The 24,907-nt window shown below is 67.4% G+C and carries 26 protein-coding genes; 3 read left to right on the top strand and 23 right to left on the bottom strand.

Features of this window, described 5'->3' with window-relative positions:
- Window positions 1–30 precede the first annotated feature (30 nt).
- The 22 genes from F8566_RS30085 to F8566_RS29985 form a co-directional block, all read right to left on the bottom strand.
- Complete coding sequence (locus F8566_RS30085; RefSeq protein ID WP_151565212.1) at window positions 31–1,140, bottom strand: hypothetical protein; 1,110 nt, start codon at window positions 1,138–1,140, stop codon at window positions 31–33.
- The gene (locus F8566_RS30080; RefSeq protein WP_151565211.1) at window positions 1,137–2,003 is read right to left on the bottom strand and encodes a thiopeptide-type bacteriocin biosynthesis protein; all 867 of its coding nucleotides are present in this window, start codon (window positions 2,001–2,003) and stop codon (window positions 1,137–1,139) included. The genes F8566_RS30085 and F8566_RS30080 overlap by 4 nt, the downstream gene beginning before the upstream one ends.
- A 17-nt stretch (window positions 2,004–2,020) precedes the next feature.
- Window positions 2,021–3,340 carry a lanthionine synthetase C family protein gene (locus tag F8566_RS30075; protein WP_151565210.1) on the bottom strand — a complete coding sequence of 440 codons (1,320 nt, stop codon included), beginning with the start codon at window positions 3,338–3,340 and terminating at the stop codon, window positions 2,021–2,023.
- Window positions 3,262–6,483, bottom strand: coding sequence for a lantibiotic dehydratase (locus F8566_RS30070; protein ID WP_151565209.1), 3,222 nt, complete (start codon window positions 6,481–6,483; stop codon window positions 3,262–3,264). Before F8566_RS30070 ends, F8566_RS30075 begins: the two co-directional genes overlap by 79 nt.
- Before the next feature lie 106 nt (window positions 6,484–6,589).
- Window positions 6,590–6,775 carry an FxLD family lanthipeptide gene (locus F8566_RS30065; protein ID WP_151565208.1) on the bottom strand — a complete coding sequence of 62 codons (186 nt, stop codon included), beginning with the start codon at window positions 6,773–6,775 and terminating at the stop codon, window positions 6,590–6,592.
- A 54-nt stretch (window positions 6,776–6,829) separates the two neighbouring features.
- Window positions 6,830–8,065, bottom strand: a complete 1,236-nt coding sequence (gene fxlM / locus F8566_RS30060) for a methyltransferase, FxLD system (RefSeq protein WP_151565207.1) — start codon at window positions 8,063–8,065, stop codon at window positions 6,830–6,832.
- A gap of 244 nt (window positions 8,066–8,309) precedes the next feature.
- Window positions 8,310–8,513, bottom strand: coding sequence for a hypothetical protein (locus F8566_RS30055; protein WP_151565206.1), 204 nt, complete (start codon window positions 8,511–8,513; stop codon window positions 8,310–8,312).
- Between the two features lie 26 nt (window positions 8,514–8,539).
- Window positions 8,540–9,295 carry a hypothetical protein gene (locus F8566_RS30050; protein WP_151565205.1) on the bottom strand — a complete coding sequence of 252 codons (756 nt, stop codon included), beginning with the start codon at window positions 9,293–9,295 and terminating at the stop codon, window positions 8,540–8,542.
- A 270-nt stretch (window positions 9,296–9,565) separates the two neighbouring features.
- A complete protein-coding gene (locus tag F8566_RS30045) occupies window positions 9,566–10,519 on the bottom strand; it encodes a hypothetical protein (protein ID WP_151565204.1) in 954 nt (317 codons plus the stop codon).
- A 174-nt stretch (window positions 10,520–10,693) separates the two neighbouring features.
- Window positions 10,694–11,359 carry a hypothetical protein gene (locus F8566_RS30040; RefSeq protein WP_151565203.1) on the bottom strand — a complete coding sequence of 222 codons (666 nt, stop codon included), beginning with the start codon at window positions 11,357–11,359 and terminating at the stop codon, window positions 10,694–10,696.
- Window positions 11,360–11,508: 149 nt separating this feature from the next.
- Window positions 11,509–12,330 carry a hypothetical protein gene (locus tag F8566_RS30035; RefSeq protein ID WP_151565202.1) on the bottom strand — a complete coding sequence of 274 codons (822 nt, stop codon included), beginning with the start codon at window positions 12,328–12,330 and terminating at the stop codon, window positions 11,509–11,511.
- A 57-nt stretch (window positions 12,331–12,387) separates the two neighbouring features.
- Window positions 12,388–13,287, bottom strand: coding sequence for a hypothetical protein (locus tag F8566_RS30030; protein WP_151565201.1), 900 nt, complete (start codon window positions 13,285–13,287; stop codon window positions 12,388–12,390).
- Window positions 13,284–13,802, bottom strand: coding sequence for a hypothetical protein (locus F8566_RS30025; RefSeq protein ID WP_151565200.1), 519 nt, complete (start codon window positions 13,800–13,802; stop codon window positions 13,284–13,286). The genes F8566_RS30030 and F8566_RS30025 overlap by 4 nt, the downstream gene beginning before the upstream one ends.
- Before the next feature lie 252 nt (window positions 13,803–14,054).
- On the bottom strand, window positions 14,055–14,381 hold the full coding sequence (locus tag F8566_RS30020; protein WP_151565199.1) for a hypothetical protein: 327 nt from the start codon (window positions 14,379–14,381) through the stop codon (window positions 14,055–14,057).
- 106 nt (window positions 14,382–14,487) lie between these two features.
- Window positions 14,488–15,492, bottom strand: coding sequence for a hypothetical protein (locus tag F8566_RS30015; protein WP_151565198.1), 1,005 nt, complete (start codon window positions 15,490–15,492; stop codon window positions 14,488–14,490).
- Between the two features lie 41 nt (window positions 15,493–15,533).
- Window positions 15,534–15,701, bottom strand: coding sequence for a hypothetical protein (locus F8566_RS50200; protein ID WP_192809925.1), 168 nt, complete (start codon window positions 15,699–15,701; stop codon window positions 15,534–15,536).
- The gene (locus F8566_RS30010; protein WP_151565197.1) at window positions 15,698–16,024 is read right to left on the bottom strand and encodes a hypothetical protein; all 327 of its coding nucleotides are present in this window, start codon (window positions 16,022–16,024) and stop codon (window positions 15,698–15,700) included. The genes F8566_RS50200 and F8566_RS30010 overlap by 4 nt, the downstream gene beginning before the upstream one ends.
- The gene (locus F8566_RS30005; protein WP_151565196.1) at window positions 16,021–16,428 is read right to left on the bottom strand and encodes a hypothetical protein; all 408 of its coding nucleotides are present in this window, start codon (window positions 16,426–16,428) and stop codon (window positions 16,021–16,023) included. Before F8566_RS30005 ends, F8566_RS30010 begins: the two co-directional genes overlap by 4 nt.
- Entirely contained in the window at window positions 16,418–16,840 is a 423-nt protein-coding gene (locus F8566_RS30000; RefSeq protein WP_151565195.1) for a hypothetical protein, read from the bottom strand. Before F8566_RS30000 ends, F8566_RS30005 begins: the two co-directional genes overlap by 11 nt.
- Window positions 16,841–16,904: 64 nt before the next feature.
- Window positions 16,905–17,402 (bottom strand): hypothetical protein, encoded by a 498-nt coding sequence (locus F8566_RS29995; RefSeq protein ID WP_151565194.1) that lies wholly within the window; start codon window positions 17,400–17,402, stop codon window positions 16,905–16,907.
- Window positions 17,399–18,673: a hypothetical protein gene (locus F8566_RS29990; protein WP_151565193.1), complete on the bottom strand. Its 1,275-nt coding sequence runs from the start codon at window positions 18,671–18,673 to the stop codon at window positions 17,399–17,401. The genes F8566_RS29995 and F8566_RS29990 overlap by 4 nt, the downstream gene beginning before the upstream one ends.
- Window positions 18,674–18,740: 67 nt before the next feature.
- Entirely contained in the window at window positions 18,741–19,181 is a 441-nt protein-coding gene (locus F8566_RS29985; RefSeq protein ID WP_151565192.1) for a hypothetical protein, read from the bottom strand.
- Window positions 19,182–19,258: 77 nt separating this feature from the next.
- Here F8566_RS29985 and F8566_RS29980 point away from each other — a divergent pair, with 77 nt between their 5' ends.
- The 3 genes from F8566_RS29980 to F8566_RS29970 all read left to right on the top strand — a co-directional run bounded on the left by F8566_RS29980 (window position 19,259) and on the right by F8566_RS29970 (window position 23,178).
- Window positions 19,259–19,594: a helix-turn-helix domain-containing protein gene (locus F8566_RS29980; RefSeq protein WP_151565191.1), complete on the top strand. Its 336-nt coding sequence runs from the start codon at window positions 19,259–19,261 to the stop codon at window positions 19,592–19,594.
- 470 nt (window positions 19,595–20,064) lie between these two features.
- Window positions 20,065–20,571 (top strand): helix-turn-helix domain-containing protein, encoded by a 507-nt coding sequence (locus tag F8566_RS29975; RefSeq protein ID WP_151565190.1) that lies wholly within the window; start codon window positions 20,065–20,067, stop codon window positions 20,569–20,571.
- 1,398 nt (window positions 20,572–21,969) lie between these two features.
- Window positions 21,970–23,178, top strand: coding sequence for a cytochrome P450 (locus F8566_RS29970; RefSeq protein WP_404800361.1), 1,209 nt, complete (start codon window positions 21,970–21,972; stop codon window positions 23,176–23,178).
- Between the two features lie 44 nt (window positions 23,179–23,222).
- Here the strand turns inward: F8566_RS29970 and F8566_RS29965 are convergent, their stop codons facing one another.
- Window positions 23,223–24,806 (bottom strand): SAM-dependent methyltransferase, encoded by a 1,584-nt coding sequence (locus tag F8566_RS29965; protein ID WP_151565188.1) that lies wholly within the window; start codon window positions 24,804–24,806, stop codon window positions 23,223–23,225.
- Window positions 24,807–24,907 lie beyond the last annotated feature (101 nt).

The raw sequence follows: 24,907 nt of genomic DNA, 5'->3' as shown, positions 1-24,907 counted from the left end.
TTCGCAACCGTGAGGCGGAGTTGAGCCGGGTTATTTGGCGCCGCTTCCCAAGATTCGGCGGAGGGTTCGAAGCGCGGAGGCGACGTTCGCCATGAACTCGGTGCGGAGCGGCGCCGGGAGCTCCCCAGGGATCAAATCGGCGGCGCGAACCGCGCGAACTAGCTTCCGTCGAGCGGCTACCGGGATATGGACCTGAAGCGCGGGAACCGTGAGCGCGTCCCGGGATGCATAGGCGTCATCGGCCGCAGCCTGGAGAACGGCGGTCAGTAGGCGCTGGATTTGGTCGTCGTGGGGATCGTCGGCGAGTTCGAGGGCGATAAGGCCAGCGCGGACGCGGAAGACGGTTCCGCCGCGGGTGGTCTGCTCCAGAAGATGGCGCACGCTGGTCACCATCGTTGCGACGTTCTTCTGGGAGCCTGCGCCAACGCGCTGGCACATGACACGAAGCATGGCTTGAATCGCACATTCCCAAGGAGCGCTGACAGTGCTGGTTTCAACCAGGGCGCTGGCCTGATCAACGTCGCCTTCGCGAAGGAGCGCGAGGATAGTGATCTGTCGGCCGTCGAGGAGGCGTTGGCCGATACCTCGGTGGACGGCGGCACGGTCGGCGGCTTCTCGCCACCGCCCAGCGGTGGTCAGCGCGCGGGTTCCGTCTGCGAGCAGCGCGGCCCACACGGTGGCGCGGAGGTCGTGATGGTCCCCAGCGGAGTGCGTAAGGTCGTGAAGGTGGACGACGTGGCCATCGATGGTGATGTCTGCCCGGTTACTGGCCGCGTGGTGCAGGACTTCCAGCAGGGCATAGGCCGCGTCGGCGTCACCGTCGCGGATCAGTTGGCGCGGCAGGTTGAGGACTGGCTGAAGGGCCAGCTTGGCGATCGCCCGGGGATGCGGTCGCGTGTAGTCGAAGGCTTGGTACTGCTGCCAGCACAGGAAGCGGGCGAGGTCGGATTGGCCGCGGTCGGAGGCGATAAGAGCCGCTTTGTTCAGTGCTTCGGCGGTGCGGACGAGAGCGTCATCGCTCGCGGGTTCCAGAAGATGGCGTAGGTCGGCGACTCTGGTGGCGAGCGACATTGCCGCCGGGCGCGGGCGTTCGACGAGGGGGAACCAGCGGGCGGCTGGGGCTGCGGTTGTGGGTTTCACACGTCGTCTCCATCCCTGGCGCGGGGGCCTGGTGCGGCAGCGGGATCGTGGCCGAAGACAGCGGTTGTGGCGGCGTTGGCCACGGCGGCTTGGGTGTCGTAGGGCATGCCGAAGCGGTTGGCGGCGAAAACGACGAGGTGGGTCAGGACTTCGCGCAATCCGCGGCGGAGTTGCTCAGCGGCGTTTAGGTCGGCCAGGGCGGTACCGGCGGCGGTGTACGTGGTGAACCAGTCTGCGGCGAACTCCAGCGGGCCGCCTGGCGCGCGCAGACCGGACGTGTCCGCGCTGATCAGACGCCGCATCGCGGATGGGAGAGCGCTGGAGGCGCCGGCGAAGGGCGTGGTGATGCTGGGGCGATGGTCAGCGAGACGGGCCCAGACGTCGCCTTGCTCGTACCAGTCCAGCCCCGCGGCACGCAGCAGCTCGGTTACCAGGAGGATCAGCAGTTCCTGGCGTTGATCCGCCCTGTCGCCACGGTGGACGCGGGAGAGGTAGGCGATGAGGTGTCTGGTGTCGGCGCTGAACATGTGGTGTGTGATGGCCATCGCCTCGGCGCCCCCGAAAGCGCGTTGCTCGGGCTCGTACACGGTTCGGGTCACGTAAGTGAGCTGGTCGCCGGGGGTGCAGTGAGCGAGTGCAAGGAGTTGTTGGTGCAGCTGGTCGACGCTGCCGGCCGAGGTCTCGGCGCGAGGAAGGTAGCGGATGCGCCAGCAGGGGGCTTTGCGGATGAAGAACCAGTCGGTGATGAGCCCCTGGTCGCGGGCGCCGGTCAGCACAGGTGCGAGTTGGGCCACTGCGGCGATCTCGGCGGATGTCCAGTCAGCGAAGGTGACGTTGCTCTGCCGCCAGAAGGTTTCGTTCACGATGTGCGTCCGGATGGTCAGGCGACGGCGAGGATGGCGTCCCATTCGGTGAGTGGGTGGGTGCTTGTGCCGACGGCGTGGAGCGCCAGGGCGAGGCCCGCCGCTCCGTCCAGCAGGGAAGGGTCGGCGATGGGTGCGGTGCGGGAATTGGGGTTCCGCAACAGGATGCGGCGCGTCAGGGCAGGAATCTGGTCGGTGATCTGTGAGGTGCGCTCGTCGCTGGCCATGCGCCCGGCGGCACGAAGCAACCCGGCAAGCCCGTGGCAGAGGCCGAGTTCGGTGATCCGCTCGATCTGCGTGGTGTCTTGGAGCGTGGTGGCCATCGCGGTCTCGGCGAGGGACTGACGGTGGACATCGCCGAGGGCGAGCGCAGCGAGTTGCTGAGCGCGGGCCGTTCCTGCGACGCCGTAGCACCACGACGGCCGGGGCCGCGGGAAGGAGGCTGCCGAGCCCGCGTCGGCCTGGTCGTGGTCGAGCAGGCCCGGCCACCACGGTCCGGTGCGGTCGTGCTGGAGCAACTGGTCGGTCCAGGAGCAGAGGCGTTCGATGGCTTCCCTCCCGGCGGGGACGGGCATTCCTGCGAGCATCGCCACCGACAGCAGCGCTAGTGGAGCACTGATGCCGTGCGAGGCTCCGAGGTTGCCGTGACCGTGCGGGTACTCGGGGACGTGGTCTCCGTTGGGTGCTACCGGTGTCCACCAGGGCGGGTGCGGGCCGGGAACGTCGCCGGGCTGGGTAAGGCGGGCGAGGTAGCGCAGCGTCTGTGTGGTGATCGGATGGTCTGGGTGGCGGCGCAAATGGTAGACGCCGAGCCCGGTCAGCCCCCGAATCAGGTCGAACTCCTTCAGGTGTGGGTACTCGCCTCGGTTGATGCGGGTGTGCGCGGCGTCGAGCCGCCTGCGAGTGAGAGAGATGACGGCCTCGTCCAGCCGTTGCAGGGCGTGCTGGTAGCCGGGCTCGGGCCGGGCGGCTGCGTTCAGCATGAAGGCGATGGCCGGGACGCCCATGTACAGGCTTGCGTTGGCGGCCGCGGTGAGGTCGTCGACGCAGGCGGCTTGTACCCACTGGTGCGCGATCGCCCACTCCCCGTGGCCGCTGCGAGCGCGCTCGATATGCAGCAGCGCGATGCCGGCCGCGCCAGTGGCGAGAGCTTGTGGCCAGGGGCGGCCCGGTCCGTGCCGACGAAGTTCCAGGCCGTTAGGGGTGCTGGCAAGGACGGCCGGGTCGGCCAGGGCGTCGGCGAGTGCCGTGGCTGTGGTCAGGGCGTCGTGGCGGACGCTTTCGGCGTGCGACTGTGGCTCCAGCTCAGCGCAGCGGCTCGGGCCAGGTGCAGGCATGTTCGTTCTCCTTCCGGATCGAGTCCGGTCGTGCGGGCGTGGTGCAGGTGCAGCAGTTCAGGCAGCAGCAACCGCACCGTGGCCGGGGCAGACTCATCGAGAACGCGGCGGTAGTGAGTGAGGGCGGCGCGGCGAGCCGCCCAGCAGGTCAGCAGCTCGCTGCCGCCGGGGAGCCTTGTGAGGGTTCGGCGGTCTCCGGGGTTGCCCAGAGCGATCGCCAGCTCGTACAGCGGTCGAGGTGGAGCGGCGCGTCCGGAGCGGACTTGCTCGATCAGCCACCGCGCTGCCTCGTGTGCGTCACCAAGAAATCCGACGGTGAGGTCGAGCAGGCTCGCTGCGGTCACCGCACGCAGATCAGGGCCCGAGGGGGCGACGGCGACGGCCATCTGCGCCACGGCGGCGGCGGAGTCGGTGGCGAAGAAGTCCTCGGCGGAATCCAGCGCGGCCGGTCCTCCGAAACGGGTGGTCTCGGGGAAGTCGGTGTCGAGCGTAAGTCGCGCGATCAGCCCATGCGTGCGCAGCCGGGCACTCCAGCTGGTGACGGCCGCCATGACCCGCGGCATGTGCTCGGACGGGACGCGGAGTCTGAGCCGCAGGTGCGGTTCGGGATCTTGGTACCGCATGAACCAGTACTGGCCCGTGTTCTCGTCATGGCTGAGGTCGAGGCAGGCAAGCAGGTCCGGCACGTGCCAGAGCAGGATCGGCGCTTGGCGGTCTGGATGGCCGTAGAGCTTGAGGAACAGACGCCCGTTGCTGCCCGGCAGGCGCCCGTGGTCGTGCAGGTTCACTGGCTCTGCGTGGTTCAGCCAGGACGGTGCGGGTGCCGGTTCGACGGCAGCGGCCAGGGGGATGACGAGTTCGTGCGCGTAGCCGCCGCACCAGTCGGATCGGGCGTCGGGCACCTCAGTGGGCAGAGCGCGCAGCGACGCAGAGCCCTTGCGGTGAAGCTGAGCTCGCAGCATGGCCCGGTGCGCGGGCTGATCCAGGTCAAGCCCGAGACGTTGATCGCCGTAGCCGAGGTAACAGCACCCAGGTAGCCGGACGCGCGATCTCCAGATGGCAAAGGCGGCGTCCCAGTCGTGGGTGAACGCGGACGGGCCAGGAAGGTCGCCAGCGTCCACCTGCCAGCGGGCGGGAGCGAGAAAAGCGCGGCCGTGCCGCAACGCGGGCAGGAAGGGCAATCGCGCGGCAGCGCCCCAGTCGAACTCAGCGCACGGCACGTTCAGCGCGTTGGGGAGCTCGGCCAGGAACCGCGCCAGGGGGTGGGTGTAGCGGGACGGCTCGACCGCGTTGTAGGTCGCGGTTTCCACGACCTGGCGGCGCGACAGCGACACAAGGTAGAGCCGATCCCGGTCGGCGGTGACGGCGAGGTCGTCCAGGTTGAGCGAATGGCGGTCGTCGTCGTGGAACTGCCCGATGGTGATGCTGTGGGGCAGCACAGCAGGGACTCGGGCGACGTTGGCAGTTCCGGTGTGCAGCGGTGGCGTGCACAGCTGCGCAAGCAAAGCGCCGGATGTGCTCGTGGGCAGGTCCGCGAGCGTCGCTTGCAGGTCCGCCGGCGCTTCACCCTCATGCGGCCTCGCGGGAACGGTGCCGACTTCATCACTGGCGTCGCCGGGGACGGGAGGTTGATCGAGCAGCGGCAGGAACCGGCCGATGGTCGTTCCTGCGGATCGGGAAACCCCAATGACCGAGAGCATGAAGTCGCCCTGCTGCACGGCGTGCTCGTCTGCGGCGTGAACGCGGACGGTGGCCTCAGTGGTGGTCTGCGGACGGCGTTCCACCGCGGCGGCTGGGTCGATAGCGGCGGAGGTGGCGGACAGGGCAGCGATTGTTTCCTCGTCCAACGTGATCTCGTGGCGGTTGTCCATCGCCGCTCGCTGTACCAGGGCAAAAAGAAGCGTGTCCCGGTCGGTCACAGCGCTGGTCGGCTGGTCGGGGTTGCCGAGGTAGCCCGCCGGATATCCCAGGCCCACGTCGGCGTTCACCACTTGGCGGAGAGGGACGAGGGCGCGGGGGCCGTAGCGTTCGAGAAACGCCATATGCCAGCGTTCCCATCCGGGAGTGAGCACTGAGCGCGGGGCGAGCCGCACGAGCAGCTCCGCTGCGTGAGCAGCCTCCGCCGCCACGGTCCCAGGCACCGTGACTTCCCAGCCCAACCGCAGATCAACGTTCGGGCTTGGCGTGGGGGCAGAGCAGAGTCCTGCCATCGTGCCGACCAGGCGAGCATGGTGTTCTGTGATGGGGATGGAAGCGGCACCGTGGTTGGCGGCCGTGTGCCGCAGGTTGATATCGCGGAGTTCCCGGGAAAGGGCTCGTAGCTGGCTGAGATCGGCCGCGGCTTGGGAGTTGCGTGGCGTCACCGCCTCGAGGATGCCTTCTAGGTGCCGTAGCGGGTCGGTGCGGGTGAGTGGCGGGTTCAGGTTCGTGACGAGGATGCCGTGCGCAAGCAGTCCCGACAGGAACGTGACCACAGCTCGGGCGTCGGTGCCGAAGTACTGGGAGGACAGCTCGGTGGCCAAGTCACCCAGGACGATCGGCGTGGACGCCAGCACCAGGATCCGCCGAACCGGCTCGGACGCACGCAACTGAATGTGGACGGGCACCTGGACGTTGCCACGCTGGGGACGGTGCTCCAGCACCACACGGCCGTCGCGGATGAAGGCCAGAGGATTAACGCGCACCGACGCCCATGGCCACAGTGCCGGATCGCTCTCCAGCCGTTCCACCAGCGCAGACAACCATGCCGCGTCGACGCCTGCGACGGCGCGGTGCTGAGAGCCGATGATGGCGCGGGCATGACCGGTGCGGCTGATGCGGGCGGGGGCTACACCAGCGAACAGGCCGAACGGGGTGGACCGCGAAGCCGCGCGCAGCATGTACCGCAGTACCGATTCCACCGCACGGCGTGCAGCGGGTTCGGCAACGGCCTGCCCGTCGCACAGCTGTGACACCCGTCTGAACAAGGTGGGACTGGCGTTGTCCAGGGCAGCGGCGAAATCGGCGCGCTGCATGACTTCGCGCAGCCAGGGCCGCCAGGTGGAAGGGGCATCGGGGTGGTCGCTGAGGTCCGGCCAAGACGTCCAGGTGTCGCGTCGCCACGGCGAGCCGCGCACGAGGGCGTGATCGAGATACCGGTACATCGTCTGCTCCCTGGAGGCGAGCGGCCCCGGCCGAACGCCTGGCCGGGGCCACTGGGGATATCGAGACGCGGTCGTGGGTCGGCCTCGTGGGTGAGATGCCGTGTTGTTAGCAGGTGTTAGGGCAGGCTGACTGGCATGTCTTGCCGCAGCCGTCGTCGGTCATGCGGATCAGCCGGTCGGCCTCCGGGCCCGCCTCGACGATCGTGATGTCCAGCTCGAACGGATCAGGTCCGGTCTGCTCGTCGGCCGGTGTCGTGGTGCTGGGTGATGTGGTGTCGGTTCGGGCGGTCATGGGTCCTCCTGGGGGGTGGTGTCCTCCGAGCTACTGATCGTCAGGGCTGGCGTTCTACCGCCAGGTGACCGACACGGTGCCGTGCCGCTTAGGGATTGGGTGGTGGGGTGGCGTGGAGTGGGCGGCGCCGGCGGGGATGTAGCGGATCGTGGCGGCGCCGCGGCGGCGGTGCTGGTGCGCCCAGCGGCGCAGCAGGTCCGCATACTCGTCTGCGACCTGCTCGGCATGCGGGCCGTGGGCGATCACCCCTGACTCGAAGCCGCCCAGTTCAGCGTTCTCCCGCTTGATTCGGTAAGCGAAGGAGTCGCCGCGCACCAGGACCGGCACGCCCCGTCCGGCCGAGGCGTCGAAGACACCCTGGTCGACCAAAGACTGCCGGGCGTGCAGCATCACCATCTGAGGGCCGGAGGTGACCAGGAACAGCTCCAGTTCGTCCGGCATGTCGAACACCGCACCGGACCAGCGCTCCAACGGCGGGTGATCCAGCGCCTCCCGCAACGCCTGGACGTCGAAGTCGGGCGCGCCGTCGTCCACGCGCAACCCCCAGCTTTCGTCGTCGCCAACGACGATGACGTGTTCGTGGTGCTCGCCGTCGCCCTGCATCGCCACGAACCCCGACAGCAGGTAGGAAACGCTGGTGAGCACCCCGGCGTCACCGCCGTCGTCGGTCTGGTCGTCGCGCTCGAACGCGATCGTCCGCGTGATCCCCTTGAGGCGCAGCGGGACGATCAGGCGGCCACGCGGGGTGAGCTGCGTCCGCCACGCCGGTGGTATGTCCCAGGCGCCGGCCGTCACGATGATCCGGTCGAAGGCGTCCTCGTCAGGTAGGCCGTGCTCGGCGTCACCCACCGCGACCTTGACCTGTTCGTAGCCCGCCGTGTCCAGGCATGCGCGAGCGCGTTCGGTGATCTCAGGGTCGATGTCGAGGGAGACGACCGCGCCTTCCTCGCCGACCAGCTCGGCCAGGAGCGCGGCGTTGTAGCCGCCACTGCCGATCTCCAGCACCTGCATCCCGGGCTGGACGTCAGCCTGTTCGAGCATGACCGACTGGATGTGCGCTGACGATAGAGAGCTGAGGGCCGTCCCCGCCTCGTCGCGTTTGATGACCAGTGCCTGGTCGATGGCGTAGGCAGCCTCCAAGGGCTGACCGGGCACGAACAGGTGCCGAGGCACCTTGCTGACCGCCTCGGCGACGGGGGCGGAGGTGATCGCGCCCAGCTCGCGTAGCTCACCCACCATCGCAGCGCGCAGTGCGGGCGAAAAGTCCTCTGAGTTGCGAACTGTAGTCATATCAGCTCTCTTGTCAGCGATGTTGCGGCGAGGTGGTGTCTGCGAAGAAACGAAACTGGCCTGTTGAAACTGTTACGCCTCACCCTGACTGAGGACGTCCTTCACCCGCTAGGAAGTTTCACTAAGTTGCAGCCTAGAGAGTTCAAGTACCGCCGTTCATCCGGCAAGCTGCGTCTGAGACGAGCAGAGAGCAACTGCCGGTGTGAGGTTGCGTGCTCCCCCGTCGCCAAGCCAGCGCTCCGAGTCACCGTCCTCGACGGCGGAAGAGGAAGGCATCGAGCAGAGTGTTCAGGACGTCGTGAGCGTCCGTGCGGGTCTCCCGGTCACCGGCGAACAGAGCGCGTACCACCGCGAGCGCGACGAGGATGACGAACACCCCGCCCGCGAAGAAGATGAACCACTGGAGTTCGGGGCTGAGCTCGGGTGACCAACGAAGAAGGCTGTCCATATCACTCCCTGCACAGAAGCGGGAGGTCAGTGGACTGCTGGTACCCCCGCCATCGACTGTTGGATCCGGTCGGCGAACAGGAAGGATCCGTCCGCAGGTTCGCGGCGATGACGGTGGCGCATTGACACGGCGATCACTCGCAGGGAGAACCCCCGCCTGACGACCGCATAGGTCAAAGCCGCCAGCAGAACAAGCAAGGCGAGAACGGTGAGCAGCCGGTTCAACGCGCCGATGAGTACCTCGGCATGGGCAGCGCTAATCCGCAACCTCAAGGCCGAGTTCCGAGCAACTACCGCGCCTGCTCCCGCCGCAAGGAACGTCGTGGCCAGAGGCAAGACATCTTCGGACTGGAGAAGCGAAGAGGTCGTGCGGTGGGTTTCATCGACGAGCACGAATCCGCGGTCATCGCAAACACGAAGCGCGTCAACGAGAGCCGACTTGCCGTTGCCAGTCGGCGCCAGCAAGACGTGAGCGGCCTCATGCGCGGCCAGAGAAGAGTGGCCAAGCTCGCTAGCCAGCGTCATCTTGAGTCGACCGCGTAGGTCTTGTGCCTCGCGAAGCGCAGCCAGCATTTGCGTGACCGAGCTGTGCCTGACCTCTCCGAACAGAAGCCTTCCGGAGTACGCGACCATGGCAACGTCGCCCTCAGCGGAATACCTGATGGCCTGCGATCGGCCCCCCGTCGGAGATCCGCCCAGGGCGTTCGTGCTGCTCCTAAACGCGGCGAGCACACTGCTGACCGTCGTATCAAAGGGAGAAGCACCGTGCCTGTCATCCATCACGACGGCGTCTCCTCCCTTCGGATCGGCCCTGTTCGAGCGTGAAGTCGACGGTATCGCCGATGGTTCACTCGCACCTACTGTTCCTCGGACGAACTCGGTCCCCTGTGGGTTCCGGACGACGGCCACGACTTGGAGACGGGTTTAGCCGACCCGCCGTTCGTGGGAGGAGCATCAGGGCTCGTTCCCTCAATGAAGCTAAAGGAAGGATGGCGAGCGGCCGGGGATGTGGCGTTCCGGCCGTCGCCCAGTCCGGCTCCGCCGCACTGGTTGTCACCAGCCCGACTCCTGGGTCTCGCGGAGTAGCGAGACCATGAGCATGACGGCGACGACCGCGCCGCCCGGCGTGTACTGCGTGAGGCCGGCTGCGTGGGCGGTGGCGTGCCGCGTGTAGTAGCTGGGGACTGGCGTGCCGGGATCGGTGGGGGTCGGGGGCCAGAACTCCTCGAGCGCGCGGCGGATCGGCGCGAGCACGCAACCGCTGCGGATCCAGCCGATCGTGTTGTCATCCAGCGTCGTGATCAGGTCCTTCTGGAATGCCTTGTACTTCAGCCGGTCGGGTGGCGTGGTCACGATCGGGGCGCGGCGGGCGATCAGCCATCGCAGAGTCGTGTCGATGACGTTGGTCGCGAGTGCCTGAGCGGGCGCACACAGGTCGGCGCGAAGACTGTCGATCGACGAACTGCCGACCGTGACGACCTCATCCAAGCCGGGAACAGCAACCTCGGCCAGGACTTCGGCGCAGGCGTCGGCGATCTGCGCGCGGCGTTCCCCGAGGATGCGGTACCGGTCCTGTTCGTCGGCCGCCTCCAGTAGCTCGGCGACGATCCCAGCGGGCGGGACCCACGCAATGGGGATGCCTTCATGCTCGGCGAGCTGGATGGCCTCCAGGAGAGAGTGGTCGTCGGTCCAGTTCGGCGGTAGATGAACGCGCAAGCCGTCCAGCAACGCGCGGAGCGGCTGGAGCTGTCGGGTGATCGTCTTGGCTGTGGCCGACATTGCCTCGCTCAGCTGTCGTACTGAGTCGAGTCCGTCGGTGCGTGGACGAACGGCCTGCTGCATGGCGGTGCTGTACAGCGCGAGTGCTCTCATCGCGCCGCGCAACGCTTCGCCGGCGTCGGTCATCCGCGTGGGCCCGTCGCCTGTTCCGTCGTCGGCCTCGTCGACGTGGAGGTCCTCCGCGTCTGCAGTGCGGCCGTCTGGGTGGAAGTCGTCGCTGATCGACATGTCTCAATGGTCGAGCAACAGCGGGGGGAAGGCGAGGAGGTTTCCCGCCTGCGGGCGGGACTCGTTGTGGCGCGCCGCAGAAGAGCCCCGCACCGGTGATTGGTGCCCGGTACGGGGCTGGCGACGACGTGATGAGCCCGACAACTCGCGCGCGGGCGCGTTTTAGTGCTGTGACTAGTCACAGGCCAGGTCAGCGGCCTGCTCCTGGTAGAGGGTGCGCAGGTAGAGCACGAGGCGGCCCCAGCGAATGCCAGCGAGGGCTGCGTCTGGGTCGGGCGGTCCTAGGCGCGGGTCTGGTCCGATCATGTGGCAGGCGTCGTCGTCCGGGAGCACCCCGGCGTCGACGAGGCCGTCTGCGGCTGCCTTGTAGGAGGGAGACCAGTTGGCGGCGTCGCGTCGGCGGGAGCGTGGGCCGGGCCGGTACTCCCCGACAACGGCTGCCGCGTTCATCCGCGGAAGGTGGGCGAGTTGGGCGGCGTGCGCGGCAGCGGTGCGCAGTGTCCGGGTACGGTCGGCGCGCACGCGGTAGTGGATGCGGTCGTTGGCGCTGATCAACGGGAGCCCGAAGGGAAGCTCAACCACGAACAAGCCGGGCGGTAGATCGGTAATGGACTGGTCGTAGGGTGCGGCGGGTCGGGGATGGTCACGGTCTGTGTCCCAGATGAGGGTGCCATCCGACTCGGCGGCGTACTCGTAGGCGCGGACCCACCAGTGGTCGGTGCGGTAGATCTCCCAGCGGTACGCCAGGTTCGGCCTGAGTGCCTGCGCTCGGGCCCATACGTTGAGCCGCGTGCGTTCGGTGGCGTCGGCGCTCAGTTGCGGGTCGTGGGAGTCGTACACGGCGATCGGTGTGATGAGCGGTTCCCGGCGCCTGCCGCGGCGAGCGCGGCGGATGGCCGGAGTGGTGTCTGCGGTGTCGAGGCCGACGCGGCTGATGAGAGCTGCAGATCGTGTGATCGGTCGGGCCGTCGAGCGTGCGCCGGGCGAGTTCACAGGTCGGCTCCGTGGGTGGTCTCGTGGAGGGCGTGGGTGACAAGGGCGTCGTACTCGTCGGGCGAGTAGTGGTGGCCGCATCCGGTGCAGGTTGCGTCGTCGGCGAGGCCAGCGGGGCTGTCGAGCCGTTCCAGTAGCGCGAGGCCGCAGTAGCGGCAGGGTGCGGCGAGAATCTGCGACGCATGGGTGAGACCGAGCGCGGAGCGGCAGCGGCGGACCAGCGCATGGATCTCTAGTCCAGCGTCGGTTCCGTCCAGGTCGGGGTAGTCCCAGCCGTCCTCGCCGTCGGGGCGCGGCCGGGTCATTGCTGCGGGTGGGAGGGCGAGGAGGACGTCCAGGTGCCGGGTGAGGATGCGGACAGTGCGGCTCATGATGACGCGGGGTCGGACGGTTCGGGCTGGCGCGTCGGGTAGGCCAGCGACGTCCCGGACACGTTCCTCCCAGCTCAGCAGCGTCTCGCGGATCTGGTGCGCGAGGTCGGCCAGGTCCAGGCGGATGGGCACTCCGGGGACGGTCGTTCCGGAGATGCGCCCGCCGATGGGGCCGCTGCGGCGTTCACCGAGTGCCTGCTGGAGGTCGTGGTGGTAGGTGATGAGTGCGCGCAGACCGCTTTCGATGCGAGCGCGGTCGACTTCGCAGAAGGGCCGGGGCGTGCGGGCCGGGCCATGCCCGTTGTGTGCGGCGCAGCGGTTCCCGGCGGCACAGGCGCGCAGCCCGTCCACCTGGTCGTCCTCGTGGTCGCTCTGGCGTGAGCTGTCGGGGTGGGCGTGGCGCTGGCGGCCACGGGCAGCGTGGTGGGAATCGTGGTGGTGGTTCACTCGATCTCTCGTCTCGCCAAGGGGCGTTGTGCGGGGCGGCGGGTTCTGGCTGTCCGGCTAACGGCGTGCGTGCTGGTAGTGGTCGAAGATCCGCTGCACGGTGGGGGCGGTCTTCTCCAGGACGGTGTGGAGAGCAGCGAGTGCGCTCTCGGCGTTCTCGGCACGCTCGCGGAGGCCGGTGACGCCGCGGGTGGCGGCGAGGAGCTCGTCGTGTCCAGCGCGGTATTCGTCGCGTTCGGCGCGCAGTTCCTTGCACTCGGCGGTGAGCTCGACGACCTTGGCGCGCAACGCGTCCAGTTCCTGAATTTCGTGAAGGCGTGCGGTGATCTCGGCCAGGGTCAGGGTGTTGAGCGGGTTGTCGGTAGTGACCGGCGTCCTGGTCCCCGTCTCCTGCGTAGCTGGGACCTGGGTGCCTGCTGCCTGGCCCTCGGCGGGCGTGGCCTTGCTCTCCTTGCCTTTGCCGACCTTGCTTGTGCTGACCTTGCTTGTGCTGACCTTGGTCGTGGGGTTGGCGTGCGTGCTCAGGTGGCGGCGGATCTTGCCCAGCCGCTCGGACGTCTCCGGGCAGTGGACGCAGCGGAAGCGGGCTGAGCCGTCTTCCAGGAGCAGTTCGCGGATCTGCTGGAAGTAGACCGGCTTCCCGGGTTTGGACAATGGGGAGACGGCCGGTTCGTTCTCGATGACGCGAAGTCCGTCGATCGCCTCGGGAGCCTCGATCGCGGCGGCGGGCGTCTGGGCGGCGGCGGTGTCGGTGTTGGCGGTCATGGTCTCTCCGATGTGCGGGTGGTTTGCCGTGTGGCGCGTGGACCGGCGTCGGGAGGTGTAGAGGCCGAGGGCGTCTAGGACGTGGCCGAGTTCGCCGTGCGGGTCCGGTTGGGTGAGAGCCCATGTGGCGGCCAGAACGGCGGCGTTCCGGCGGGAGCGGCCTGGGGTGAGGCGGATGCGCGCCTTGGTCATGCGGCGACCCACCCTCGGGTGGTTCCGTGGCGGCGGTGGGCCGCGCGCATGCGGGAGTCGCAGTCCTTGCAGCGGTAGGACAGCCCGGAGGAGGTGCTCTTGTCGTGGTGGAAGCGGGAGTGCGGGAGTCGCTTCTCGCATCGGGAGCAGACGGCGGTCTGGTCGTCGGGTTCGGGGTGCATGCCGGTGGCGTCGGCGAGGACGGCGCGGTTGCGTGCGGCGCGCTGGGGGCTGATGTCGGCGTTGAGTTGCAGGTTGGCGATGAGCGTGGCGAGCCCGGCGGGGGCTGGCAGGGGGACGCTTGTGGGCACCATCGCGGCTAGGCCGACGACGAGCGCCTGGAGGTGTGGGAGGTCGAGGCCGTTTAGCGTCTCGGCGACGCGGGTGACGTCGTGAGCGCGGTGTCCGCAGACCACGGCGGCCAGGAGGGGAAGGGTCTGCGCTGCTAGTGCGTCGGGCTCAGCGACGTGAGCGTCGGGGCCGGTGATTGGAGCGGTCGTCGGATCGGTAGCCATGGGTGTCCTCATCGAGTGTTGAGAGCGGCTACGGAAACAGCGGCGCGAGCGGCTGTTCGGGCCTGGGTCTCGGGGTTCGGTGGTCTGGCCTGGGGGTGCAGGGCCCGCACCACCCCGCCGCGTTGTCCAGGACGACGACCTCGCGGGTGAGGGGGTGGGGCCTGCCCTGCCAGGCGCGGCATCGGCCGCGATGCCAGCAGGCCGTGCCAGTGCAGGTGCAGCGGCCTTCGGCTGCGGCGGAGCTGGTCGGGGTCATCGGTCGCCTTTCGTGGAGTCGGGCATGGCAGGCGTGACCGGGCGGGCGTTGTGGATGGCCGCTCGGGCGGCTCGGAATTCCGGGTTGGGGTCGACGCCGGGGGGTCGTTGCCGGTACTCGGCTGCGGTGAGGTCGCATGGCTCGGCGTTGGGATCGGCCATCAGCGATCCGATCCGTTCCAGAACGGTTCGCCAGCTGAGGCCCTTGTAGTGGGCGTCCACGAGTGCGTCGTCCAGCGCGCCGGGCTTCCAATCGGGCCGGGCCTTGGCAGCCAGCGCACGGAGCTCCATGGGGGCTCGGCAGGGCACTTCAATGTCGCTCACGCCGCTTCCTTCACTTGGTTTGCTGTCCTGGAATGTGGAAGATAAGAGGTCATCATCGTGATTGTCAATACATCAGACAACGTTTATGGGCGGGCCTGGGCTGCGGTTACGCGGTCCTCACTTCCAGCGGATGGCAGACCGGGCAGCGACGGACACGCCCGTCAGCGACCTCGACCATCCGGTGACTGTCGGACTCGCAGGCCCCGCACCACTCGGGCCGCGCCGGAGACGGTCGCTGACGGCGAGCGGCCAGATGCCACCACGGCCCGTCGGCCGCCAGGCGGCCTGGGTGCTGAGTTTCCGGATCGGAGGCCACCAACACGAACGCGATCCGGACCAGATCAGCGGGGCGTTCGGTGACGTCGGGGTGTTCCAGGGCCCGCCGGATCGACGCGGCAGACCACTCCGGCCGCAAGTTTTGAATCTCGGCGACCAGACCCATCTGAATCACTTGGGCGGCCTCATGACGTCGGGCAAGACCCTCAGAAGATTCTTGTCTCCCTTCTCCCCCCGCTTCGGCAGGAGCCCCCTGAGGACTGCTCGATCGAGGAGGAGGGGAAGGGGAGGAGGGGGGTGTGGGACTGGGACTGGGGGCGGGGGTGGGACCCCAGTGCCCGTGCGCGTGTGAGCCATCGTGTGCTTCAGGTTTGCCAGCATCCTCATGGCTGGCCGATGGCTCGTTGCCATCACCGCGATGGCTACCGGCGTGGCCACTCGGGTGGCTACCGGGTTGGCTCGCGGGTTGGCTCGCGGATTGGCTCTGTGATGGCTCATTGCCATCGGTGCCGCGCGGCGGCTTCTTGCCCCAACGTGCCTCCGCTCCCTTACGACCGGCCTCGGCGCGGGCGGCACGAGTCTTGTCCGAGGGCAGGTAGTCGGTGAAGTCGTGGAACTGCCAGCCGCCGTCCTCGGCGACCTCCCAGAGGCCGACTCGCACCAGCAGCTCGGCGGCCGCCTGTCCCTCGCCGCCGATCATCCGGCGCGGCAAGCCCTTGGGCAGCAAGCCGGGCGTCCTGCCCTTCTTGCGGGTGTTGCGGTGCGCCCAGGTGAAGCAGACCGTCCACAGGCCGATCGCCACCGCGCCGCCCTCCTCGTCCAGCAGCGCCAGCACCTTGGGGTGCTCATCGAAGTTGTCGTCTATCCGACCCCACATCAGGACCGGCCCTCTTTCTTCTCGTCAGCCGCGAATGCGGCGATCTCCTGCTCGATCCAGTCGCCTGCGCGGCGCCACGCCGCCACCAGCTCGCCCACCAGCCAGCCCACAAGGCAGGCCAGTAGGACGAGCGCGGCGACGGCCAAGACCGCGGGAGTCACGCTCATCGCTGAACACCTCGCCAGATGCGGGCCGCGCTGGAGCGTGTGGTGGGCCGGGGCGAGGGCCCGTAGCCGACCGGCACGATCAGGCGCTGGCGGGCCAGTGCGGCGAACAGCGCGCCCCACTGCGAGTCGCTGGGCGGCTCGGGGATGCCACGCCGAACCAGGTCATACGCCTGGAAAGCCATCCCCGTCGCCGCGAGCTCGCGGACGCCGGCGACGGCCTGGTTCCACCATTCCTCGCGGTCGGGCACGTCGCCGGTCTCCTCGGGTTGGGGCAGATCGAACAGCGGGAGCGTGGGGATGGTGCTGTGGATGGGCCGCTTCACGACGGCACCGCCTTGGAGCTGTCAGCGCCACGGCGTTGGAGGTACCGCTTGGTCAAGACGGCGTTGTAGGTGCGGCCCAGCGCTTCTGCCAGCGCCTGGAGCGGAACGTCCTGCATGACCAGCTCCGCTTCGCGTGGAGTCCAGCGCCGGTTGGTGGGCTTGACCTTGGTGGGGCGCTTCCCGCGGCTTTGGCTGTAGGCGTCGGTGCATGGGTCACAGCGGCAGTCCCAGTTGATGTAGCCCGAGGTGGTGCCGTGCGGGACGATCGAGGGGTCGGCGGCCGCGCGGGCGAGTCTGTCGGCCTTCTGCTCAGCGATGAGCTGGCGGTGGGCGTCGGTGCACGGGCGGCAGCGGCATCCGTAGCGGTAGCCGCGCTCAGTACCGCAAAGATCTTCAACGCTCATCGCAGCCCCTCCGAACCTGTCCCACGCGCGGATAGAGCCCGCCATCTGCGTCAAGAAAGACCAGGCCGTGGAAGGCGTGCCAGACGCCCACTGATGTGGGGTCCTTGTGGGCGGCGAGGGTCAGACCCGTCGTCCTGGCCCATCGGGGCTCCTCGATGACCTGCATCAAGCAGCCCTCGGTGGACGAGCCGCACAGCAGCAGCCACGCAGCAAAGTTCGTCATGTCGGGCGTTCGCTGGGAACGGGGCCGGTGGAAGGCGTTCATGGTGGCTTGGTCGCCACTCACACCGCAGGCGGCGCAGCGGCCGTCATCGCGGATAACGAGCCGCCTGGCGAGGATGGCGGCAGCGTCGAGATCTGCGGAAGTCTGCGGATCGGGTCCTGTGGCAGGCCCGTTGATGGGGAGGATCATGCAAGGTCCTTGGTGCAGGAAGGGACCGGGGGCAGGCGGCCGCCCACCCCCGGTGCGCATGAAGTCAGGAGGGAGACGTGGCTGAGTCGGGCGGCAGACGGGGAGGCAGATCCGTAGGTTCGGGAACGTTCAACAGCTCGTCCCAGCCGACGTCGCCGGCCTCCAGGGCTCGCGTGATCTCCGCTAGGCCGCCCTTGGCGAACGAAGTGGTGACCGAGAGGACGCGCTCGCGCAGATGCACGCCGGGCGGTTCCTCCCCGGCTCGCACTGCTGCCTCCAGCACGTAGCGGCGGTAGGACTCCCGGACGGACTCGATCACCTCGTCCGGCCGAGTCCGGCGTACCCACTCAAGGAACGCGCGTTCGTCCACGACGACGGCGGCGACCTCCCAGTTGAGGGAGACCGAGGCGACCCGCTTACCGGACGGCAGCACGGCCGGGGCGCGGCCGGGCAGGGTCTCAATCAGCTCGACCTCGTGGGCGTCGGTCATCTGCCGCATGGCTTTGCGTGCTCCCGCGATGGCGGCGAAGCGCCACACCAGCTCAGCTACCCGGCCGCTCATCGGACCGCTTCCTTGCTGGCCGTGTTCGCTCTGGCGGCCTTGGCCTTGTCGGCCTCTGCACGGATGTCCTGACGGAGCCGCGAGGCGACCGTTTCGGCTTCATGGACGTTCAGCTCGGTCTCGGCCACAGGGCGGCCCAGAACTTCGGCGATGTAGGTGTCACGCTCGGCAGAGTCTTCGAAGCCTCCGGCCTCCACGAATAGCTCGGTGAGCATCACCTGCTGCTCCGGTGTAGCCCTTGGCTGATTCTGGGAGCCCCCGGTCTCCGCTTCACCGGTAGCCGCGTTCCCCGCCCGCATCTGGTTCGCCAGGTACGTGATGAGCTGAGCGAGCTCACCCTCGTTACCGAAATTGTCGGTGACGAGAACACCCTCGTAGCCCAGCGCCCTGGTCTGCTCGAACAGCTCTCGCAAGCGCTCGATGCTGGTGGCTTTCAACGCCTCGGCGCGGATCTGTTCGGGGGTCATCTCCGGCCTGCGATCAACCAGGCGTGCCGCGTGAGAGGTGTCGGGGTTGCACTTGAGAAGGTCGAAGATGACCCAGTCGAGCGTCCAGTCGTCCGACAGCTCCATCGGCTGGTCCCGGCCGGGCCGGATGCCCGTGTGGATGCTGCGGCAACCGACGATGATCGAGCGTCTGTCGCGGTGCATCCTGATCCAGACCGATGCGTCGAACGGCAAACCCTTCTGCCCGTCGACCCGGTATTCCTTCGTGCCGGAGATCGGACGGCCGTGGTCGTCCACCGCGATCGTCTCGCGACCGCGAGCGATCATGACCACCACACCCTTGAGCGTCATCAGCAGTCGGGTGAGCTTGCGGTGCCGGGCATTGGTGTCGGTCCACACGTTCGGCGGGATGACGATCTCGGCGTTAGGGTCGCGGGCCAGGATCTTCTTGTTCTTGTCACTCTGGCGGGCCCGTTCGTCGGCCCAGTCCTTCAGCCACTCCCACTCGGCCGACATCGTGTCGATGACCAGCGTTACGGGAGGCTGGCCGGGCTCAGCCTCGGCGGCAAGGGCGTGGATGTCGGTGACGGCAGACAAGATCGAGCTGAAAGTGCCGTCGTGTTCAACGATCTCGAAGTCGGCGCCGGGTAGGGCGCCGTACTCGTCGGCGTCGACCTCACCGAGCGCGATCCAGAAAGCGCGGCCGATGCGTGGCGAGGTGGTGAGCGTGGCGGCCGACCATGATTTGCCGACTTTCTCACCGCCTTCGAGCAGGATCAGGGGCCACGGGACCGACCCGGTAGGGCGGCGTGTGCGAAGTACCATTCGGGTGTTCCTTCTGCGAGGGAGGACGTTCAGGTGGTCCCGCCCCCGGCACGGGGCGGGACCACCGCTAGCTGGTGAGTCCGGGCGGGAGAAGTCCGGTGAGGACGCGAGTGGCCTGGCTGATGCGTTCGGTTAGCCACGTCGGCGGCTCGTCTATGTGCTTCACCAGGCGCATGAGCGCGGCTAGTTCGCCCACCCAGTAGGCCCTGACGACGTCCCCCATACTTTGGGTGAGTCCGTACAGCCGGTCGGCGGCCTCGGCGACGGTGCGTTCTTCGTCGCGGACTTCCTCCACTACGCGCGTGACCTGCTCCGCATACGCGTCGGGGAGCATGGCGATCGCCTCGGTGTCGTGTTCCCAGTCCCCGACCTCCCGGACGACGGGTTCGGCGCGGACCTGGTCCAAGGTCAGACTGGCGACGGCCGCCGCCGCCTCTATCGGACCCTCGACGCGGCTGTACTCCCACTCGAAGCCCATGTCGGCCCTGATGGCGTGCTCGGTACTCACTGCTATCCCTTTCCTAGCGGAGACTATTGCCATAGATATGACAATATCACTATTGCGAATGCTATAGAACGGCAGTGATGGAGGCCATCACCACAGCAATACCGATCGCCTACACTGGCCGCATGGCTTGGTGGGACTACGTGCAGCAGATCGCAGGCAGCAACCAGACCAAGATCGCCGAACGCACCGGCCTATCCCAGGCTGGCGTCAGCGCCTGGCAGTCCCGCACCCCCAAGCCGGAGACCGTTACCGCGTTCGCTCACGCCTACAACCGACCCGTACTGGAGGCGTTCGTAGCGGCCGGATTTCTGACGGCCGACGAAGCTGGCGTCAAGGAGCTCACTCCCTCGCTCGCCAAGATCAGTTCAGGTGACCTCCTCGCCGAGTTGAGTCGCCGACTGGGCGTGAACTGACCCCGACGTCTCGCAAATCGGCCTCATGATGCGTCCCTTCGGAGCCGCGGGGCCGCACCTCGAAGAGTTCCTCGAAGCTGCACGCGAATGCGCGCAGAGCGCCAGCGATGAAGTGCCGGTTGATGTGCCGGTCACCGGCCAGGAGCCGGTTGAGATAGCTAGGCGAGACACCGAAGGCCCGCGCCTGCTCCGCCTCAGATTCCAAACGCACTCGCACACAGAGGCGCGCGTACCGATCGCGTCGCAGGACGGTATCCCAACCCGATTCGGAGATCATGCGCAGCAGACTACGCCGCTGTGTTGCGTGACGCAACAACCCTCTTGGTTGTGCGCAACATCTCCATGCCGTGTAGGTGTTCACGGCAAACCCCTGTTCAGCAGGGTTACATCCACTTCAGGACGGCTGCTGTTCAGGAGAGATGTCCCGGTAGATCTCACGCATTGCCACCTGGCAAGGTAAGGTTCCGCGCGTGGACGCAACAAACCCTGGCGAGTCCTTCGCGACCTGGCTGCGCGAGCAGATGACCGCTCGCGGATACCAACTGGACGGCCCGCGAGCAGGCGGACCGTCGCGACTCGCACGCGAAATCGGCGTCCACCGCGCATCAGTCGGCAGGATGCTCAACAGAGGCGTCATCCCCAAGCTCGAAACCCTCGAAGCCATCGCCACGCAGTTCAAGATTCCCCGCAGCGACGTCCTCACTGCGGCCGGACTCGGCAATGAGAGCACCTCGGACGCCGAAGCCCCAGCCCCTGCAACCGTCTCGGATGAAGATCCCGATCCGAACGAACTGTTCACGGGCGGACTTCGCGACCAGCATGAGCGTGCGATCTGGGCAATGGTGGGCCTGCCCTGGCAAGCGCGCCAGGCGGCTATTGAGGCCGTGCGTACTGAAGCCCGGCGCATGGCGGCCGAAAGTGCCGCAGCATCCAAGTCCGTTCCACGCTCACCCGACCAGCAGGCCCACCTCAGGTAGCCGTCACGGCCCACCTTCTGCTGAACCGCGGTCAGCGTCTCCGTCCGGCTGCCCGGGTAGCGGTGCAGGCTGCGGAGATGCCGAATCCTGCGGCACAGGAGGAGCGCTAGGTCCGTCACCGGTACTCGGCGAAGGCGTAGGAACCACATCCGGCGAGGGCGTGTCGGTCGCCCGAGGCGGGCCCGTCGTAGCGGGAGGGGTGGACGCAGCCGGCGGCTCCTGAGGCTTCTGCGGTTCCCAAGAGTGGATCGACGGACTGCTGGCCGGTGACCCGCTGACGGCAGGGCTGTCTAGTGTTGTGGGTTGGGGCGCGAACGTCGCCTGCCCTGGAAGATCTCCAACCTTGTCGCTGACGCTATTCCGCTCAGCCGCAGGCGGAGACAGCAGATCTTCCAATGCCTCCACCGCTCCCGACGACCAGGCCATTACGACGACGACAGCCATCGCGGCAGCCGTCGTCGCAAGCCCACGCACCGCCCGTGACGCGCCGCGCCGTACCCAACGGTGTTGACGCACTGAGGAGATCGTTTCCTGATGCGAGTCTACGAGATCGAGTGCGTCGGACACAGCGATGTGCACCCTGCCGTTGGCGCCAACGAAGGCGACAGACGCGATGCCCTCCAGCGGTGCTGTGGAACGTTCCGGCAGAGGAGTCGGCTCAGTCAACGGACTCCTCAACGTTGCTGATCGCGTTCACCAGGGAAGCCAGAGCCTGGGCGGGCGTCACCGCACTACCGGGGATGACCCTCGCGGTCGCCTCATACCCGCACACCTTCACGTCGACGGGAACGGGGGCCAACCCGCGTGGCAAGTTGAGCACAGCATCCAGAGCGTCAAGCGACCGATCCTGTTCCCGCGCCTCCTGCACCCCACGGCGAAAAGCCTCGGCAGCAACTTGACGCACCATCTCAACGAGCCGTTCCTCTGCCTCAGCTACGACACGCGCTCGTTCGGCGAGGGCTCCGAAGCGTGCGTCGACCGGGCGCTCAAGAGTCTTCTGGTGGCACGTTTGCCATGGTGGCGGGACGATCTCTCTTACCTGGGGACTCACTCTCACTCGTCCGCTCCACTTTGGGTCATGTCTGCGGGCATACCGTTCGTTGGCGCACAGCCAAGCGAAGCGCTTAACCCCCGAGTTCGATCAAGTAAATGGTGCAGTCACCCTAGGGAGGCGGGGTTCCCCGGCGGTTGCCATCCAGTCCCCAAGGGGTTGTCGCTTGATCGTTGACCGCTTCCGCCCCAGCTCAGAAAAGTCATCACTGCCTCGTGATGGCCGGATGCGGTCACCTCGGACAGGACTGCGGCGTCCGGATCGTGGCCCCTACTGTTGGCGGCCTGTTGTTCAGCGAAACCGGATCATGGGTTTGCCTTGCGCGGTGACCGTGCGGTAACCAGACGATGACAGCGCTTGCTTACTGTGTTCACATGGAAGATCACCCCCACGTGAGCGGCTACCCGTTCAAATGTCCCCGCGGCCTCGACCTTCACCCCGCCTACAAAGAGCTACGAGAAAACCACCCCGTCGCCAGAGTCACGCTGCCGCCTGGAGGGCCCCCCGCTTGGGTAGTGACCGGGTACCACAGCGCCCGCTACGTCTTGGTGAACCAAGAGTTGTTCTCCCGCGAGCAGGCCGCCGAACTACCCGGGTACCCGCCGTTGAGGGACTCCCTCCTAGGGATGGACCTGAACAGGCACGCGCGTGTGCGCCGTGTCGCCGCGCGCGCCTTCACCCCGCGGCGAGTCGAGCAGCTACGCCCCCGCATCCAGCACACGGCAACACAGATGCTCGAAGTGACGGAGGGCCAAGGGCCGCCAGCCGACCTGATCGAGTCCGTCTTGTTGCCGCTCCCGCTCGCGGTCATCGGTGACCTGCTCGGCGTCCCCACCGATGATCGGCCGCAGTTCCAGGCGTGGGGCGACGCTTTCCTGGCCTCCACCAAGTACAGCCAGCAACAGGCCGTCCAAGCGCAGCAGGCCATGGGCGCATACCTGGCCGACCTGATCAACCAGCGCCGCAGCAGCCCCGACGACGACCTACTGTCGGCCGTGGTGCACGACGAAACCGGCCTCAGCGACAGCGAGCTCGTCAACCTCGCGATCGCGATCCTGGTGGGCGGTTTCGAAACCACGGCGACCATGGCCGCCTTGCAGCTCTATTACTTGCTGACCCATCCCGAGCACCTGGCATACGTGCGCGAGGACCTCACACGACTGCCAGCCGCCATCGAGGAACTCCTGAGAACCATCCCGCTCGGCGAAGGGGACGGTCTGCCCCGCATCGCCACCCGAGACGTCGAACTTGAGGGCAGCACGATCCGCAAGGGCGACCTTGTGTTCGTGTCCACCCCGTCAGCCAACTTCGACGACGAGGCGTTCGCTGGTGCCGACAGCGTCGACTTCACCCGGCCCGAGAACCCGCATCTGGGTTTCGGCCACGGCCCGCACTACTGCCTGGGCGCCAACCTGGCGCGCGCCGAAATCCACGTGGTCCTGGCGACGCTGCTGGAACGCCTGCCCGGCCTGCGCCTGGGCGTCGCGCCCGAAGACCTGGCATGGAAGGAGGGACTCCACGTGCGCGGGCTCAAACAACTGCCCGTGGAGTGGTGAGACCACTCGTCCCCTGTGGCCGCCTCGCAAGGCCGAACCATGACCTAAGGCTTGATCGCCATCCCAACCAGCGCCCGCATCGGCCCGATCGGAGCACGACCAGCCCGATCAGGCCACCACTGATTGGCGTCCACCAGGCCAGGCTCCACGACCGGCAAGCCCACGAACATCTCCTCGATGGCCTCGCGCGGCCACATCTTGAGACGCTTGGGCAGCGGCTCGTACAAGCCCTGCGCCGAGATCTGCTGTTGCACCACCTCCGTCAGCCCCTCGGAGGTGGCCACCGACAACATCAAGCGACTACCAGGTGCCACGGCATCGACCAGCGTGCTGATGATCTGCCATGGGTCGTCATCCACATCGACGAAGTTCAGAACCTCGCGGATCAGGATGCCGACAGGCCGGGTGAAGTCGATCTGCGGTTGGGCCGCCTCGAGGATGGCCTTGGGCTCCCAGATATCGGCATGGATGATGTTCGCGGATTCACCGTTGAGCCCCTGCGCCTGCAGGTAGGCCACGACGGTGGGTTCGTTGGACACATAAAGCACGCGCGCCCCTGGAGCAACGCGCCGCGCGATCTGGTGGATCGGTTCCTTGGTAGGCAGCCCGGTCCCGATCTCGATGAACTGGTCGATACCTGCCTTCGCCGCCACCCGAACCGCGCGACGACAGAAATCCCCAGTCTCGATAGGCAAGATCCGCGCCTCCGGCGCAGCCGCCAGGACGACTTCAGCTAGAGCGCGATCAACCGGCAGATGGAAATTTCCGCCGATCATGTAGTTCATCATCCGCGCCAAGCTGTGGCTGGAACCATCCGCACCCGACGCCAGCACCATCGCGTCCGACTCCCGCATCCGGGGAGCCTCCCACGCAAAGACGACCGGATCATTGTCCTTGACCTGATCCCGGAGCCGCTGAAGATTCAGGCCCGGCTTCGTGCCAGTCTCCGCCTCTGCCACCGCTTCGGCATCGTCATAGTCCCGCAGCGCCTCGGCCTTACGCCCTGACCGGGCCAAGGCCCGCATCCTCAGCGCACGCAGATGCTCATTAAGCGGATCTGCTGCAATCAGCGCCGGCGTACTTGCAGCGACCTCCCGATGCCGGCCCAGATCCAACTGGATCTCCAGCATCGCCTCCACGATGACCTGCCGCTCATCCCGCAGAGTTCTGATGTGGCCGAGCGCCCCGGAGGTCTGCGGTATCCCGGCCAACGGGGTCTCTGACCAGTGCTCCAGCACATGTGCATACAGCCGGACCGCCGTCTCAAGGTCGTCGTCGGCGCGCACCTGATTGGCCTTGTCGACCAACGCTCGGAGGACTAGCAGGTCAACGTAGTCTGCCTGCTCGTCGGGGACGAAGCGATAAGCGTCGCCTGAGAACACCACTCGGTCCTTGCCCAGAACCCGCCGTAGCTTGCTCATGGTGGCCTTCAGAGAGCCGCTCCAGTCGATGCTGTCGTCCTCCCCCCACAGCATCGCCTTCAGCCGGTCGCGGGAGACGCCCCGCCGTCCGTTCCCGTCGGCCACCACCAACAGGCCCAGCGCTGCGCCCATCAATGGCTGTAGCGGTACTGGTTCGCCGTTGTCACCATGCACCTCTACAGCCCTGCCCAGCACTCGGACCTGCATTGGTCCCCTCTCTCAAGATCAAGTAGACGGGACGACGGTACCCATTCGGGGCTCGTGGTTGGTACGTCCGCATTCGGCCACCCGAGCAAGCCGTCCAAACA

Origin of the sequence: Actinomadura rudentiformis, assembly GCF_008923185.1 — a bacterium.
GTDB lineage: Bacteria > Actinomycetota > Actinomycetes > Streptosporangiales > Streptosporangiaceae > Spirillospora > Spirillospora rudentiformis.
The sequence above is the reverse complement of the archived record's forward strand: the minus strand, read 5'-3'. Positions and strand labels throughout refer to the sequence as shown.

Bases quoted from the DNA above. Each gene is read 5' to 3' on its own strand.
- F8566_RS30075 (WP_151565210.1), bottom strand. From the start codon at position 3,340: ATGCCTGCACCTGGCCCGAGCCGCTGCGCTGAGCTGGAGCCACAGTCG.
- F8566_RS30070 (WP_151565209.1), bottom strand. From the start codon at position 6,483: ATGTACCGGTATCTCGATCACGCCCTCGTGCGCGGCTCGCCGTGGCGA.
- F8566_RS30065 (WP_151565208.1), bottom strand. From the start codon at position 6,775: ATGACCGCCCGAACCGACACCACATCACCCAGCACCACGACACCGGCC.
- fxlM (WP_151565207.1), bottom strand. From the start codon at position 8,065: ATGACTACAGTTCGCAACTCAGAGGACTTTTCGCCCGCACTGCGCGCT.
- F8566_RS30055 (WP_151565206.1), bottom strand. From the start codon at position 8,513: ATGGACAGCCTTCTTCGTTGGTCACCCGAGCTCAGCCCCGAACTCCAG.
- F8566_RS30045 (WP_151565204.1), bottom strand. From the start codon at position 10,519: ATGTCGATCAGCGACGACTTCCACCCAGACGGCCGCACTGCAGACGCG.
- F8566_RS30030 (WP_151565201.1), bottom strand. From the start codon at position 13,287: ATGACCAAGGCGCGCATCCGCCTCACCCCAGGCCGCTCCCGCCGGAAC.
- F8566_RS30025 (WP_151565200.1), bottom strand. From the start codon at position 13,802: ATGGCTACCGATCCGACGACCGCTCCAATCACCGGCCCCGACGCTCAC.
- F8566_RS50200 (WP_192809925.1), bottom strand. From the start codon at position 15,701: ATGAGCGTGACTCCCGCGGTCTTGGCCGTCGCCGCGCTCGTCCTACTG.
- F8566_RS30005 (WP_151565196.1), bottom strand. From the start codon at position 16,428: ATGAGCGTTGAAGATCTTTGCGGTACTGAGCGCGGCTACCGCTACGGA.
- F8566_RS30000 (WP_151565195.1), bottom strand. From the start codon at position 16,840: ATGATCCTCCCCATCAACGGGCCTGCCACAGGACCCGATCCGCAGACT.
- F8566_RS29995 (WP_151565194.1), bottom strand. From the start codon at position 17,402: ATGAGCGGCCGGGTAGCTGAGCTGGTGTGGCGCTTCGCCGCCATCGCG.
- F8566_RS29990 (WP_151565193.1), bottom strand. From the start codon at position 18,673: ATGGTACTTCGCACACGCCGCCCTACCGGGTCGGTCCCGTGGCCCCTG.
- F8566_RS29980 (WP_151565191.1), top strand. From the start codon at position 19,259: ATGGAGGCCATCACCACAGCAATACCGATCGCCTACACTGGCCGCATG.
- F8566_RS29970 (WP_404800361.1), top strand. From the start codon at position 21,970: ATGACAGCGCTTGCTTACTGTGTTCACATGGAAGATCACCCCCACGTG.
- F8566_RS29965 (WP_151565188.1), bottom strand. From the start codon at position 24,806: ATGCAGGTCCGAGTGCTGGGCAGGGCTGTAGAGGTGCATGGTGACAAC.